Source organism: Lichenihabitans sp. PAMC28606 (assembly GCF_020616535.1).
In the GTDB taxonomy this organism is placed as follows: Bacteria; Pseudomonadota; Alphaproteobacteria; order Rhizobiales; family Beijerinckiaceae; genus Lichenihabitans; species Lichenihabitans psoromatis.
Genome location: NZ_CP085136.1, coordinates 3,562,813 through 3,575,996, shown reverse-complemented (window position 1 = coordinate 3,575,996; position 13,184 = coordinate 3,562,813). Strand labels below are relative to the sequence as shown.

Here is a 13,184-nt window from a genome sequence, read left to right as displayed (position 1 = left end):
AAGATGCTTTGAGCGATTAAATCGCGAAACAGAGCCCTTTTCACGACGATCTTATGTCTTGATCGGCGCAGCGACAGCCAGCAGGATAGCTGACCATTCGGTCAAACCCCGATGGTGGACGGGGATAGGGAATGATGACTGCGGGTCTGCGTCTCACGGTCGGGTCTGCGGCAGCAGACGCGGTCGCGCGTGTCGAGGATCGTCGAGACCAACCCACTGGCCACGAGCGTCAGACACCCGGTCATCCGCCAATCGTGGTCGCGCGCGACCTCTCGGTGACGTTCGCAGCGACAGACGGGCCGGTTCACGCTTTGTCGAACGTCGACCTCTCGATCGAGCGTGGCGCGTTCGTGTCGCTGATCGGCCCCTCCGGCTGCGGAAAGACGACCTTGCTGCGCGTCATCGCCGACCTCGAACGTGCGACATCGGGATCCTTGACCATCAATGGCCTCGATCCGCAGCGCGCGCGAGAAGCGCGGCATTATGGTTACGTGTTCCAGGCCCCCGCCCTTCTGCCGTGGAGAACGGTGGCCGGCAACGTCGCTTTGCCGCTCGAAATCATCGGGATCGATCGGGCCGAACGCGAGCGGCGTGTTGCGGCCGAGCTCGGCCTCGTCGGCTTGTCCGGCTTTGAGAAGAAATTTCCGTGGCAATTATCCGGCGGCATGCAGCAGCGCGTTTCGATCGCCCGCGCCCTCGGTTTTGCGCCGGACTTGCTGCTCATGGATGAGCCGTTCGGCGCCCTCGACGAAATCACGCGTGACCAGCTTAACCTCAATCTGACACAATTGTGGGAGCGGACCGGTAAAACCTGCGTCTTCGTTACGCATTCGATCGCCGAAGCTGTGTTCCTGTCGACCCATATCGTCGTGATGAGCCCGCGACCCGGCCGCATTCTCGACGTGATCGACAGTCCTCTACCTCGCTTGCGCACGCTCGATCTGCGGGACACGCCAGCTTTTGCGGAGGTCGCGGCCCGGGTCCGCCACGGACTCAAGGCGGGCCATAGCTATGACGACTAGCGCGCTCAGCCGGATCGACGCTCGTCCGCTGCCTCGATCGGGGCACAACACTCACATCATGCCGGTCGCGATCGTCGGAGCCATTATCCTAATTGTCTGGTACGGCTTGGCACTCGTGCTGAACGGGCCGCAAGCGACCGCTCGACTGGCCCAGACCGGAGCGGCATGGAGCTTTGGCGATGTCCTCCGCCAGGCTTTCACGGCGAGCCGACCGCTGCTGCCGACACCGGATCAGATCGTCGGGGAACTGGTCAGGACGGTGTTGTTCTACGCGCCGACCGATCCGCACAGCCTGCTCTACCATTGCGGCGTTACGGCCGGGACGGCCATCAGCGGCTTCGTGCTCGGCTCGGTCTTCGGCGCCATTCTGGCGATCGGCATCGTTCATAGCCGCGTTCTCGAGGCCAGCGTCATGCCGTGGGTGGTGGCGTCGCAGACGGTGCCGATCCTCGCGATCGCCCCCATGGCGGTGGTGATTCTGGGCAATATCGGGCTGACTGGATTGCTGCCCAAGGCGATCATCTGCGCCTATCTGTCGTTTTTTCCGGTGACGATCGGCATGGTCAAGGGCCTTCGCTCCAGCGACCCGCTCGTGGCCGAATTGTTGAAAACCTACCATGCCAGCGGCCAGCAGCTATTCTGGAAACTGAAACTGCCGAGTTCGCTGCCGATGCTGTTCACCGGCCTGAAAGTCGGGGTTGCGGTCTCGACCATCGGGGCCATCGTGGCCGAATTGCCGACCGGCGGGACGGCTGGGCTCGGCGCGCGCCTGCTGACCGGCTCCTATTATGGACAGACGCTGCAGATCTGGGGCGCGCTGGTCGCGGCGGCAGTGCTCAGCCTCGCGCTTGTCTACACGATCGCGGCGATCGAACGGCTGCTGCTCGGCCGCACGGGGCAATTGCGATGACGCTGTGGTCGCGGCGCCCCGGCCTTGCTCCATTGCCCGCCGCCGCCTGTGTCGTGGCCGTCGCGGCCTTGTTCTGGCCCGTGGCGTGGCGCGGCGTCGCGCCTCCGGTCGACCCCGATGCCGATCCGCTCGATGCCGTCGGCCAGACCACCTGGACGGCGCTCTTGTGGGGGTCTCTGCACCCTGCGCTCGCGGTGGCGGTGCTCGTTTTGGCCACATGTCTTGTCTGCGGCCTCGTTGTTCGCAAGCGCGGTCGGCGGCCACGCTTAGAGGCCTTGATGCTGACGCCGGCCATTCTCGCCGGTGCCGCACTCCCGTTCTGGCTGCTTGCCTCCGGCCTCGCGCTCGGCGTGGGGGCTTGGCTGATGGTAGCGGCCGTGATCCTGCTCGTTTGGCGCGTTCTGACGCGCCTCAGCGAAGATCCGGGCTGGGGCCGCAGCCTCGTCGTGCCGGCCGTCTTCGGTATCCTGATACTTTATTTGTGGGAAGTGGTGGTGCGCGGCTTCGGCGTGCCGCTGATCCTGCTCCCGCCCCCCAGCCTCGTCGCCATAACGGCGTTCGGCAATGGCGCGATCCTGGCCGGCGATTTCACCCAGACGGTGCTGCGCTCGGCGTTACGCGGCTACCTGATCGGCTGCTCGGCCGGCCTCGCGATCGCGATCCTCTGCGACCGCTTCCCGGCGCTCGGGCGAGGGCTATTGCCCTATGGCAATCTCGTCAGCGCCGTACCGATGGTCGGCATCGCGCCGATCATGATCATGTGGTTCGGCTTTGGATGGGAGTCGAAAGCCGCGGTCGTCGTCGTCACGACTCTCTTCCCGATGCTGACCAACACGCTGGCCGGGCTGGCCACGACAGAGCGGCTGCAGCTCGATCTCATGCGCTCCTACGCGGCGGGGTACTGGCGCACGTTGCTGATGGTCAGGCTTCCCAACGCGCTGCCGTTCATCTTCAATGCACTGAAGATCAACTCGACCTTCGCGCTGATCAGCGCCATCGTGGCGGAATTCTTCGGCACGCCAATTGCTGGCATGGGGTTTCGCATCTCGACCGAGGTGGCGCGCATGAATCTCGGAATGGTGTGGGCCACCATCCTCGTGGCGGCCGTGACCGGTTCAGCACTTTACGGCGGCTTGTCTCTTCTCGAGCGAGCCGTCACCTCCTGGCACCCGTCCTATCGTGGACGATAAGGGCCACAACCTGCAGGGAAGACCGCGCATGTCGTTCAAGCGAACATCATATCTGGCCGCAGCCGCCGCGGTTCTCGGGTTGGCGGGGGAGGCCCATGCGGCCGACAATCTCACGCTGCAATTGAAATGGGTCACGCAGGGCCAATTCGCCGGCTACTACGTCGCGCAGGACAAGGGCTTCTACAAGGATGCCGGGCTAGACGTGACGATCAAGCCGGGCGGCCCCGACATCGCGCCCGAACAGGTGATCGCGGCGGGCGGCGCGGACGTCATCGTGGATTGGATGCCGGCGGCCCTGGCGGCTCGCGAGAAGGGCGAACCGCTCGTCAACATCGCCCAGATTTTCGAGAAATCGGCTCAGATGACGACCTGCCGCGCCGATACCGGCATCAAGACGCCGGCTGATTTCAAGGGGAAGACCATCGGGGTCTGGTTCGGCGGTAACGAATATCCGTTCCTCACCTGGATGAACAAGCTCGGCTACACATACGAGGGCGCCTCGCCAAACGTGACCTTGCTCAAGCAGGGCTTCAACGTCGACCCGCTGCTCCAGAAGCAGGCCGATTGCATCGCCACGATGGTCTATAATGAATACCATCAGATCCTCGAGTCCGGGCAGCTCAAGAAGGCCGACCTCGTGACGTTCAAGTGGCAGGATCAGGGCATCGGCATGCTCGAGGATGGCCTCTACACGACCGAGGCGGAACTGAAGGATCCCAAGAAAGCAGATGCGCTCGCGCGGTTCGTCAAGGCCTCGATCAAAGGCTGGGAATATGTGGCGGCCCATCAGGATGAAACGGTCGCGATCATCCTGAAGAACGATACGACCGGCGCGCAAACCAAAGAGCACCAGACCACCATGGTGCAAGAGATTGTGCCGCTGCTGGAAGGCTCGAAGGGGGTCGGCTACCTCGACCCCGCCGATTACAAGCGCACTGTCCAGATCCTACTGGACAATAAAGTGCTGACCACCGAGCCTAAAGGCGCCTGGACCCACAAGATCTACGACGCCGCAACGAAACCCTGAGGGGCGCCAAAAGCTAGATCGAGTAATCCTCGAACGAATGTTCGTGGCGCGACGAGACGAAGACCGTCTCGCCCGCCGCGAGACGCAACTGGCGGCTCTGCTCGGCCGTCAATTCCGCGTCGATCGTGTCGCCCGTATCGACGCGATGCAGTTCGACCCGGATCGTCGGGCCCGCAACGCCGATATGCCGGATGGTGGCTGGAAAGCCGCCGCCGAGATCGGTGCGGGCGATGACCACATCATGCGGGCGCACCAGCGTCATTCCGGGCTTTACGCCTCCGTCTTGCAGAGGCTTGGTGGCGACCATATCCGACGCTGCATCGGCGTCGCGCCGCGCACCGAACAGGTTGTAGGCTCCGAGAAACTGAAAGACGAAGAGGCTCGCGGGGTTATCATAGACCTCCTGCGGAGTCGCGAATTGCTCGATCCGCCCCGACCGCATGACGGCGACCCGATCGGACACCTCCAGCGCCTCTTCCTGATCATGCGTCACAAAGATCGTGGTCACATGGATGGTCTCGTGCAAGCGCCGCAGCCAGCGACGAAGCTCCCGCCGCACCGTGGCATCGAGCGCGCCAAACGGTTCATCCAGCAGCAGCACGCGAGGTTCGACCGCGAGCGCACGCGCCAAGGCGACACGCTGGCGCTGGCCGCCCGACAATTGCGCCGGGTACCGGCCCGCCAGCGACTGCAACTGGATGAGGCCCAGCAATTCATCGACCTTGGCCGTGATGGCGGCGTTGGTGGGGCGCGTGCGCCAGGGCTTCGAGCGCAGCCCGAAGGCGATATTCTCGAACACGGTCATGTTCTTGAACAAAGCATAGTGCTGGAACACGAAGCCGATCCGCCGGTCGCCGATACCTTGAGCCGAAATATCCTGCCCGTCGAACAGGATCGCGCCGCTGCCGGGGTCGGCCGCCTCCATGCCGGCGATGACGCGCAGCAAGGTCGTCTTGCCCGAACCGCTCGGCCCGAGCAACGCCACGAGTTCCCCTGACTTGATCGACAGGTCGACGTTTTTCAAAACCTGCGCCGACCCAAAGGTCTTGGTGATCCCGCGGACCTCGATGCTCATCGAATTGTCTCGTTCTGCTGGGCGAGCGGCACCATCGCGCGACCGCGCGCCGCCTTGATGTCGATGACGGTCTTGACCACGAGCGTCACCACCGCAAGCAAAGCCAGCAGCGACGCCACCGCAAAGGCGGCCTGATTATCATATTCGTTCCACAGCTTCTCGATGCGAAGCGGCATCGTGTCGTTGGAATCGACGTTGCCCGACACGACCGAGACGGCGCCGAACTCGCCGAAGGCCCGCGCGGTGCACAGGATGATCCCATAGAGCAAAGCCCAGCGGATATTGGGTAGCGTGACGGTTCGGAAGGTGCGCCAACCGCTCGCCCCGAGCGAGAGGGCGGCTAATTCCTCGTCGGAGCCTTGCGTCTGCATCAGCGGGATGACCGCTCGGGCCACGAAGGGGAACGTCACGAAGATCGACGCGAGCGCGATGGCGAGCGGCGTGAAAATGACGCCATCATAGCTGCGCGAAAACGTGAGGGGCCAGACGTGTCCCGCAAAGCCCTGCCACATCAGCGAGGTGGGGTCGGGCCAGGTGAAACCGGTCGCCCAGGCGCCGAACAGCCCACTCCGCCCAAGCAGCAGCACGAAGACGAGACCGGCGATGACCGGCGAAACCGAGAATGGGAGATCGATCAGCGCCACCAACAACGCGCGGCCGCGAAAGCGAAATTTGGTGACGCACCAGGCCGCCATGAGGCCGAATATGATGTTGAGCGGGACCACGACGACCGCGATGCCGACCGACATTCTGATGGCGCCCCAGGTCTTTTCGACCTGTGCGCGTTTCATCGCCGCGCGGCGCTTATCGAGGATCGTCTTTGGCGGCGGGCCGCCGCTCTCTGTGCCGAACGTCTGCACATAGGCATCGACGCCCTTGCTGAACGCCTGGGTGAACACATTGGCGACCGGCAGCACGATGAAGAGCGTCAGGAACGCGATCGAGAGGGCGATCAGCGTGACGCGGACGATGCGCGGTTCCTCGATGCCGGTTTTGACCGGACCCGCCAGAGCACCCCCAAGCACCGGTGCGGCCGCCATCTAGACCAATCCTCGCACCATCAAGCGATCCTCCCTCGGCGGACCCAGGCCTCAAAGCCGTTGACGACCAGCAGGATCATCAGCGACGCCCCGAGCAGAACGACGCCGATCGCGGTCGCCTGCGCGTAATGGAAGTCATCGAGCTTCGTCACGATCTGCAACGGGGCGATCTGCGACTTGCCCGGAATGTTACCGGCGATGAAGATGACCGAGCCATATTCGCCAACGGCGCGCGCGAAGGCCAGCGAGGATCCGCTGAGCCAAGCCGGGAAGATCTCCGGGAAGATGACGCGCCGAAAGATCGTGAACGGGCTCGCCCCGAGGCTGCGGGCCGCAAGTTCATATTCGGTGTCCCACTCCTGCAGCACCGGCTGCACGGTGCGGACCACAAACGGCAGGCCGACGAAAATCAGCACCAGCACGACACCGACATTGGTGTTGGTATAGGCGAAGTCGAGCCCCGATAGCGCATCCGCCGGCAACAAATCGGGCCGCCCAACGAGGCTGCCGACCCGGTTAAGCGCGCCAACGATATTGTCGCCGAGACCGCCGATCCAGCCGGTCTTGAGATAGAGATTGCTGAACGTGAGACCGGCCACGGCGGTCGGCAACGCGAAAGGAAAATCGATCAAGGCATCGAAGATGCGCCGACCGGGAAAGCTGTAGCGAACCAGCACCCAGGCCACCATCAGACCGAACACGGCATTGACGAGCGCCGCGATGGCCGATGCGCCGAACGTCAGGCGGTAGGACGCGACTACCACGGGATCGCTGACCGTTCCCCAGAATTCCGTCCATGTCAGTTGCGTGGTCTTGAACACCAACGCCCCGAGCGGGATCAGCACCAGCAGCGACAGATAAAAGAGCGTGTAACCGAGGGTGAGCGAAAAGCCCGGGATCACGCGCGGCGTCGCGCTCATGCGCGCCGCTCGCAGCGGTCCGGTTCACCTATCCTTATGGGCCTTGTCGTCACGCATAAGCCTTGGCTCGACCACGATCGTTTCTTGCGAACCGCGGACAAGCCGTCAAGCGCTGTCATTGGGCTGCCCGACCTTACTTCAGCGGCTTGTAGAGAGCATCGAACACCCCGCCATCGGCAAAGAAGGTCGCATGCGCCTTGGTCCAGCCGCCAAAGGTCTCGTCGATCGTGAAGAGCTTAATGGGCGGCAGATCCTTGCTGTAGCGCGCAAGGGCTTCAATGTCGCGCGGGCGGTAATGGAGCTGGCCGATCGTGTCCTGCGCGTCCTTGGTATAGAGATATTGCAGGTAGGCTTCAGCGGCCGCTCGGGTGCCTTTTGCATCCACCACGGCATCGACCACCGCAACAGGCGCTTCGCCCAAGATGCTGACCGAGGGATAGACGATCTCGAACTTGTCGGCGCCGAACTCCTCCAGCGCCAGCCAGAGCTCGTTCTCCCAATTGACCAGCACGTCGCCGATCTGCTTCTGGGCAAAGCTGACGGTCGAGCCGCGCGCGCCTGTGTCGAGCACCGGAACGTGGCTGTTGTAGAAAGTCGTGATGACGGTGCGGGCCGTGGCATCATCGAGCACCGGGAAGGCCGTCGCGGCCTTGGCTGCGGCTTTCGCCTCGTCGTTGCCGGCCACGGTCGACAGGTCATGCGTCTTGGCCTTGGCGACAGCGCCCCACAGCGCCAAAAAGGCCCAACGCCCACCACCGCTTGTTTTCGGGTTGGCGGTCACGACCTGCACGTCGCTCTTGGTCAGGTCGCCCCAATCCTTGATGCCCTTCGGATTGCCCTTGCGGACCAAAAACGCGACGGTCGACGTGTAGGGAGAGGCATTGTCGGGCAGCCGGTCGCGCCAGCCCGGCTTGATGAGCCCGGCCCGCTCGATGGCCGTGACGTCCCAATCGAGCGCGAGCGTCACGACATCGGCCTTGAGGCCGTCGATCACCGAGCGCGCCTGTTTGCTCGAGCCGCCATGCGATTGCTCGATCGTCACCATCGAGCCGGTCTTGGCTTTATAGTCAGCCGCGAAAGCCTCGTTGATGACGCTATAGAGTTCGCGGGTCGGGTCATAGGAGACGTTGAGCAACTTGACGTCCTGCGCGGCCCAGGCCGGAACGCCGACGTGAGTGCTCGCAACAATCGCACCCGCTCCAGCGATAAGGCGGCGTCTCGTCAGCATTGCAATCTCCTTGGCGACCAGCGATGGCGTATCGATCGTCCCTCACTAGCGATCAGTCTACAAAGCTTGTCAACTTTGTGTGTGGAGGATGCGATGCGGGGGCTGCAACTCGATCGACGACCATCCTCGACAGCCGCCACGCAATTCAATATCGAGCCGAGACGGCTTACGAAACGCATGCCGCATCACCACGCTGGGAAGCCTCCTCCGATGAGACGCACCGCTGGCTTAGTCACGACCGCCGTCGCGCTGGTCTGGTTCGCGCTCGGCGTTTCGACCGCGAGAGCCGAGACGCCCCTCCCCGGGAAACTCGCGGGAGCTTTTGTGGCCTGGGGACCACAGGGCCGCGAAGGTAATATGGCGCTGTGGGAAGCGCGGCTCAATCGGCCACTTTCATCGGTGCCGGCGCTCGACTATTTTGGCAAATCCACCTGGGACAGCTTCGGCGAGACGGCCTTCTTGCCGGCCTTCTGGAAAGCCGCCAATCCGACCCGCCGTATCGTGTGGTCGGTGCCATTGACCATGAAGGGAACGCCGCTTTCCGATGTCGCGGCGGGGCTCCACGATCCCGAATTCCGGCAGGCCGCCATAGCGATCGCTGCGGCACAACCCAGCGCCGTGATCCGCTTCGGCTGGGAGATGAACGACAAGCAGACCGCGTGGTTTGCCGGGCCGGATCCGCAAGCCTATGTGGCGGCCTTCCGCCATGTGGTCGCGTTATTTCGCGCCGTCTCCCCCCGCTTTCGCTTCGATTGGTGTCCGAGTTGGGGCGCGCAAGACATGGCGGCCGACCGGGCCTATCCGGGCGATGACGTGGTCGATACGATCGGGCTCGACGTCTATGATTATGCCGATCACAACAGTCCCGAGGTACGCTGGACCGCAAGCGTGCTGGAGGCCCCGTTCGGTCTGACCTGGCAACGCGATTTCGCGCAACGACACGGCAAGGACATGAGCTATGCCGAATGGGGCGTCGGGCAGGCCGGCGATAACCTCTCTTTCGTGCAGCACATGACGGAATGGTTCCGCCAGAACCAAGCCCACATCGCCTTCGCGATCTATTTCGACATCGCCGGCGGCGCCTGGCCGAGCCAAATCGACGACGGCACCTTCCCGCGTTCGCAAGCGCTGTTCATGCGCCTCTACGCCCTGCCCTGAGCGCCAGCCCACATTTCAGCGCGATCGCACCCGGCTCCACTGCCGCTCGCACCAGAGCGCGACGCGCTCGAGGCGCGGCTTCAAGGGCGGGAAATCCTCGCCAAGAAGCGCGAAGCCGAGGGGCAGCATCCAGAGCCCGAGAACCGGCAGGATCGACAGACACCCGCCGAGGATCAACAAACATCCGGCGACCAAACGCAGCCAGCGCCGCGACGGCACACGGAGCCATTCGACGCCTCGCCTGACACGATCCGGCAGCAGCGTGAGCGAGCGTCTGACCCGATCGTCCCAAGCGGCCGACAAGTCCGTTGCAGGGCTGTGGTCCAGATCAAGCTCCGACTGAAAGCCGACGGGGGACGCAGAAACCGGGGCCACCGCGTGGCCCCGGTCGAGATCGTTAGCGGTCAACGGTCATCTGCTCCGCCATCGTGCCAAGACCGTCCAAGCCGGGCCTCGTCGGGGCGCCCCAACATGGATTTGATTTCGGCGAGTTGACGATACTCGGCCGGGTGAGCCACGCCGTCAGCCGGAATGATCTCGCGACAGGCCGCGATGATCGTGCTGACGGCGTCGCGGCGATTGGCGACCGCCAACAGCTTTTCGCGGGCGATCTGCTGGGCGACTTCTGGATCGAGCCTGAAATTCGCTTCGTGGACAGCCGCCTCCTCGGCGATATCGTGGCGCGAGAAGATCGACATCGCCGGGTTGCCTCGCAGGATCGAAAACATCCTTTGCCGTTCGGCGGCAGCAACTTCACCGTCGGCATGCGCCATCAGCGCATAGGCGGCGACGAGCGCCTCCATCAGATCGGCGGCCCGCGACAGGGCCGCTTCCGCTGCGACCGATTGATGATCGCGGCCATTGCCTGCTTTGTTCAAGATCTCTGACAAACAAGTCCTCCATGGAAGCACGAGTTTCCGCGCTAAAGAACCAATCTGGTCAAGTCATGGGAAAGATGTCGCCAGACCCGATGCAGATTGGCAACCCGATTGCGGGTTTCGCGCAGTCTGATCCGACATCGCGCAGTCGAAACTTCGACATACGCCAGAGGGGCCCGGATCAACGGTCAGAATGTCGCAGCGTTTCTTGTCCGAATCATGGTCTCGTCCTAGCGATCTTGCGGCGGCGGCGTGACCCTTGTCGGGCACCTCAGTCGAGGACGGCCGGACGAAACTGGAAAGTCTCGAACCGTCCCAAGGCATCCTCGACAAGCGCTTTGTGGCGTTGCGGCGAGCCGAGGCCGACCCACGTCCATTGCTGGATCAACACGGCTCGCTGCTCCCGATCGGTTTTGAGATCGATCACGGCCACAACCTCGTCCCCGATCAGAACCGGCAGAGCAAAATAGCCGAAGATGCGTTTCTGCTTCGGCACATAGGCCTCGAAGCGGTGATCGTAGCCGAAGAACAGCCTCAGTCGTTTGCGCTGGATGATGAGGGGGTCGAAGGGCGAGAGGATGTGGGTGAGGTCTCGATCCCGACGAGGCGGCTCGAGCGCGGCTGGTTCGGCCCAATGCTGGGTTTTGCCCTCGCCCTCGATCACAACCGGCACCAGAGTGCGCCGTTCGACTCGCGCCGCGATCAGGGCAGCAATCTCTGGTTTGCGCTTGGCATCGAGGTGGCAGATCGACTCGAGGCTGACGAGCCCTTGCGATCGAAGCGCGCGGTCGAGCAGATAAGCCGCGATCTGACGCTCCGTGGCGGGCTTCGGCAAGGCATCCCAGCCAAAATGACGCGGTGTCAAATCATAGGTTTTCAGCATGCCGACCCGTTCGCTGATCGTCAGATCGCCGGCGTAGAAGGCCATCTGAAGCGCCCGCTTGGACGGTTTTCGGCTTGCCCAGGCATGATCCTTCTCGACCAGGACATCATCCTCGATATCGCGGATCGTCAGCGGGCCGCCCGTTTGGATCAAAGTCAGAACCTTCCGCATGTCCTCCCGGCTGACCGTTTCAAACCAGGTTTTCGGGTCCCGCTTGTGCTGCCTCATCGCCGGCACGAAAAACCGCATGTCTGCTGTCGGCACATAGGACAGGGCATGGGTCCAATATTCGAATGAGGTTTTTTCGATCGTCTGCGCTCGATGCAGGTGCCCGCGCCGGTAATCCGGGATCCGGCTCCACAGAATGTGGTGATGGCACCGCTCGATGACGTGAATGGTATCGATCTGCACATAACCGAGATGATCGATCGCGGCCTGAGTCGCTGCAGCGCCCGAGCCGAATGGCGCGGGACCATCAAGCCTCTGCGCATGAAGCCATATGCGGCGCGCGAGCGACTGATCGAGGGTGATGGGCGTCAATGGTGTGTGCGGCATGAGCGATCAATCGGACCGTGATGAAGCGGTTTCCGTCGGCCGCATCCTTACACTCCCACGATTCTCTCCTTTGAACGAAGAGCGGCCGGACTCCAGTGCGCGCGATCAGGCGAGATCCGCGCTGTATCGGGTGATCAGAGCTCACTCCGTCATGCGTTTGCAGCATTTTGTCTCGGAAAACATGCTCGCCTAAAAAGCATGCAGTTCAAATTAATGCCTAATTATTGCCCTTTACGCTGTATGAAGTGCCATGATGTTGAAAATATATGAAAAACGTCATGCTAAATCATCATAACTGGTGTGAGAACTCGTCTGTGTTGCGCCGAACCAATGCGGCTTACATAGGGGTCAGAACAATCGGACCAGACGGTTTAGACAGGTGTCCGGCAAGACGAGTAAGAACCATGATCAAGGCCCTCTACGTTTCCTTCAAGAACTGGCGCAGCAGCCGCGATGCGATCACCGAATTGCATCGCCTGACCGATCGCGAACTGGACGACATCGGTCTGTCGCGCGGCGAAATCGAAGCAGCCGTCAAGACCGGCATTCGCATCTAAACAGAATGCCGACACGTGGCGGCGACGCCCTCGGGCGCGACGTCGCAGCGATTCGATAAAACAGAAAGCCAGGCGACTCGCGTCGACCTGGCTTTCTGTTGTCGATCTTATGGAGGCCACGACCGAAGCACGAGGCTCGATGATCGTGGCTGACGGCGTGATCAGGCGGCTTTCTTCGGCCGTCCCCGACGCTTCTCGACACGACCGTCACGGTTTTCGGTCGACATCGCGTCGTTTGCCGGCGCCTGGATCGTTTCGAGAGCGGCCGCAACCGTCTCGCCGTTGCGCGGAACGCCGAGACCGCTTTCCTTCGCGAGCAACGACCGTGCGGCCGCATAGGCCGGCGCAACCATGGGGTAATCGCGCGGCAAGCCCCACTTGGCGCGATATTGATCCGGCGTGAGGCCGTAAGCGCTCTGTAAATGACGCTTCAACGATTTGAAGCTTTTTCCATCTTCGAGACAGATCAGATAGTCGTTCGTTACCGATTTTTTGATGGAGACAGCAGGTACCAAATCCTGCACAGGCTCTTTCGGCTGCTTCGGCGCCGCAATCGCAGTCAGCGACGCATAAACCGTGGTGATGATATCGGAAACATCCCCTGCATGGACTGCATTGTTGCTCACAAAAGCGGCAACGATATCTGCGGTCCATTCAAGGACTTGGTGTCGATCGAGGTTGGCCAATGATTTCTCCTTGCTTGCAGACAGCCTCTATTGGATGACGCATCAAATTGCAAGA

Annotated in this window: 15 protein-coding genes; 7 read left to right on the top strand and 8 right to left on the bottom strand. The window is 62.4% G+C overall.

Annotated elements, in window-relative coordinates; genetic code table 11:
• Positions 1 to 134 precede the first annotated feature (134 nt).
• Genes LGH83_RS16845 through LGH83_RS16830 form a run of 4 tightly spaced genes read left to right on the top strand, consistent with a single transcriptional unit; the run spans position 135 to position 4,149 of the window.
• Positions 135 to 1,022 carry an ABC transporter ATP-binding protein gene (locus tag LGH83_RS16845; protein ID WP_413771161.1) on the top strand — a complete coding sequence of 296 codons (888 nt, stop codon included), beginning with the start codon at positions 135 to 137 and terminating at the stop codon, positions 1,020 to 1,022.
• On the top strand, positions 1,012 to 1,932 hold the full coding sequence (locus tag LGH83_RS16840; RefSeq protein ID WP_227399637.1) for an ABC transporter permease: 921 nt from the start codon (positions 1,012 to 1,014) through the stop codon (positions 1,930 to 1,932). Before LGH83_RS16845 ends, LGH83_RS16840 begins: the two co-directional genes overlap by 11 nt.
• Complete coding sequence (locus LGH83_RS16835) at positions 1,929 to 3,122, top strand: ABC transporter permease (protein WP_227399636.1); 1,194 nt, start codon at positions 1,929 to 1,931, stop codon at positions 3,120 to 3,122. The genes LGH83_RS16840 and LGH83_RS16835 overlap by 4 nt, the downstream gene beginning before the upstream one ends.
• Positions 3,123 to 3,150: 28 nt before the next feature.
• Positions 3,151 to 4,149, top strand: coding sequence for an ABC transporter substrate-binding protein (locus LGH83_RS16830; RefSeq protein ID WP_227399635.1), 999 nt, complete (start codon positions 3,151 to 3,153; stop codon positions 4,147 to 4,149).
• A gap of 13 nt (positions 4,150 to 4,162) precedes the next feature.
• Here LGH83_RS16830 and LGH83_RS16825 read toward each other — a convergent pair whose 3' ends face one another.
• The 4 genes from LGH83_RS16825 to LGH83_RS16810 all read right to left on the bottom strand — a co-directional run bounded on the left by LGH83_RS16825 (position 4,163) and on the right by LGH83_RS16810 (position 8,409).
• Positions 4,163 to 5,224, bottom strand: coding sequence for a sulfate/molybdate ABC transporter ATP-binding protein (locus tag LGH83_RS16825; RefSeq protein WP_227399634.1), 1,062 nt, complete (start codon positions 5,222 to 5,224; stop codon positions 4,163 to 4,165).
• Positions 5,221 to 6,264: a sulfate ABC transporter permease gene (locus tag LGH83_RS16820; protein ID WP_227399633.1), complete on the bottom strand. Its 1,044-nt coding sequence runs from the start codon at positions 6,262 to 6,264 to the stop codon at positions 5,221 to 5,223. Before LGH83_RS16820 ends, LGH83_RS16825 begins: the two co-directional genes overlap by 4 nt.
• Before the next feature lie 20 nt (positions 6,265 to 6,284).
• Entirely contained in the window at positions 6,285 to 7,184 is a 900-nt protein-coding gene (locus LGH83_RS16815; protein ID WP_227399632.1) for an ABC transporter permease, read from the bottom strand.
• Between the two features lie 133 nt (positions 7,185 to 7,317).
• Complete coding sequence (locus LGH83_RS16810) at positions 7,318 to 8,409, bottom strand: sulfate ABC transporter substrate-binding protein (protein ID WP_413771160.1); 1,092 nt, start codon at positions 8,407 to 8,409, stop codon at positions 7,318 to 7,320.
• Between the two features lie 213 nt (positions 8,410 to 8,622).
• On the opposite strand from LGH83_RS16810, the gene LGH83_RS16805 reads away from it, so the two are divergent.
• Positions 8,623 to 9,570 carry a hypothetical protein gene (locus LGH83_RS16805; protein ID WP_227399630.1) on the top strand — a complete coding sequence of 316 codons (948 nt, stop codon included), beginning with the start codon at positions 8,623 to 8,625 and terminating at the stop codon, positions 9,568 to 9,570.
• Positions 9,571 to 9,585: 15 nt separating this feature from the next.
• On the opposite strand, the gene LGH83_RS16800 is transcribed toward LGH83_RS16805, so the two are convergent.
• The 3 genes from LGH83_RS16800 to LGH83_RS16790 all read right to left on the bottom strand — a co-directional run bounded on the left by LGH83_RS16800 (position 9,586) and on the right by LGH83_RS16790 (position 11,886).
• Positions 9,586 to 9,978 carry a hypothetical protein gene (locus tag LGH83_RS16800; RefSeq protein ID WP_227399629.1) on the bottom strand — a complete coding sequence of 131 codons (393 nt, stop codon included), beginning with the start codon at positions 9,976 to 9,978 and terminating at the stop codon, positions 9,586 to 9,588.
• The gene (locus LGH83_RS16795; protein WP_227399628.1) at positions 9,975 to 10,460 is read right to left on the bottom strand and encodes a tellurite resistance TerB family protein; all 486 of its coding nucleotides are present in this window, start codon (positions 10,458 to 10,460) and stop codon (positions 9,975 to 9,977) included. Before LGH83_RS16795 ends, LGH83_RS16800 begins: the two co-directional genes overlap by 4 nt.
• A 259-nt stretch (positions 10,461 to 10,719) precedes the next feature.
• Positions 10,720 to 11,886, bottom strand: a complete 1,167-nt coding sequence (locus LGH83_RS16790; protein ID WP_227399627.1) for a winged helix-turn-helix domain-containing protein — start codon at positions 11,884 to 11,886, stop codon at positions 10,720 to 10,722.
• Here LGH83_RS16790 and LGH83_RS16785 point away from each other — a divergent pair.
• Positions 11,885 to 12,079 (top strand): hypothetical protein, encoded by a 195-nt coding sequence (locus LGH83_RS16785; protein WP_227399626.1) that lies wholly within the window; start codon positions 11,885 to 11,887, stop codon positions 12,077 to 12,079. The two genes, LGH83_RS16790 and LGH83_RS16785, sit on opposite strands and share 2 nt — an antisense overlap.
• A 211-nt stretch (positions 12,080 to 12,290) precedes the next feature.
• The gene (locus LGH83_RS16780) at positions 12,291 to 12,443 is read left to right on the top strand and encodes a DUF1127 domain-containing protein (protein WP_131114534.1); all 153 of its coding nucleotides are present in this window, start codon (positions 12,291 to 12,293) and stop codon (positions 12,441 to 12,443) included.
• A 161-nt stretch (positions 12,444 to 12,604) separates the two neighbouring features.
• On the opposite strand, the gene LGH83_RS16775 is transcribed toward LGH83_RS16780, so the two are convergent.
• Positions 12,605 to 13,129 carry a MucR family transcriptional regulator gene (locus LGH83_RS16775; protein WP_131194420.1) on the bottom strand — a complete coding sequence of 175 codons (525 nt, stop codon included), beginning with the start codon at positions 13,127 to 13,129 and terminating at the stop codon, positions 12,605 to 12,607.
• Positions 13,130 to 13,184: the final 55 nt, after the last annotated feature.

Excerpts from the sequence above, each read along its gene's own strand:
- LGH83_RS16845 (WP_413771161.1), top strand. The coding sequence starts at position 135 with ATGACTGCGGGTCTGCGTCTCACGGTCGGGTCTGCGGCAGCAGACGCG.
- LGH83_RS16840 (WP_227399637.1), top strand. The coding sequence starts at position 1,012 with ATGACGACTAGCGCGCTCAGCCGGATCGACGCTCGTCCGCTGCCTCGA.
- LGH83_RS16835 (WP_227399636.1), top strand. The coding sequence starts at position 1,929 with ATGACGCTGTGGTCGCGGCGCCCCGGCCTTGCTCCATTGCCCGCCGCC.
- LGH83_RS16830 (WP_227399635.1), top strand. The coding sequence starts at position 3,151 with ATGTCGTTCAAGCGAACATCATATCTGGCCGCAGCCGCCGCGGTTCTC.
- LGH83_RS16825 (WP_227399634.1), bottom strand. The coding sequence starts at position 5,224 with ATGAGCATCGAGGTCCGCGGGATCACCAAGACCTTTGGGTCGGCGCAG.
- LGH83_RS16820 (WP_227399633.1), bottom strand. The coding sequence starts at position 6,264 with ATGGCGGCCGCACCGGTGCTTGGGGGTGCTCTGGCGGGTCCGGTCAAA.
- LGH83_RS16815 (WP_227399632.1), bottom strand. The coding sequence starts at position 7,184 with ATGAGCGCGACGCCGCGCGTGATCCCGGGCTTTTCGCTCACCCTCGGT.
- LGH83_RS16805 (WP_227399630.1), top strand. The coding sequence starts at position 8,623 with ATGAGACGCACCGCTGGCTTAGTCACGACCGCCGTCGCGCTGGTCTGG.
- LGH83_RS16785 (WP_227399626.1), top strand. The coding sequence starts at position 11,885 with ATGAGCGATCAATCGGACCGTGATGAAGCGGTTTCCGTCGGCCGCATC.
- LGH83_RS16790 (WP_227399627.1), bottom strand. The coding sequence starts at position 11,886 with ATGCCGCACACACCATTGACGCCCATCACCCTCGATCAGTCGCTCGCG.
- LGH83_RS16780 (WP_131114534.1), top strand. The coding sequence starts at position 12,291 with ATGATCAAGGCCCTCTACGTTTCCTTCAAGAACTGGCGCAGCAGCCGC.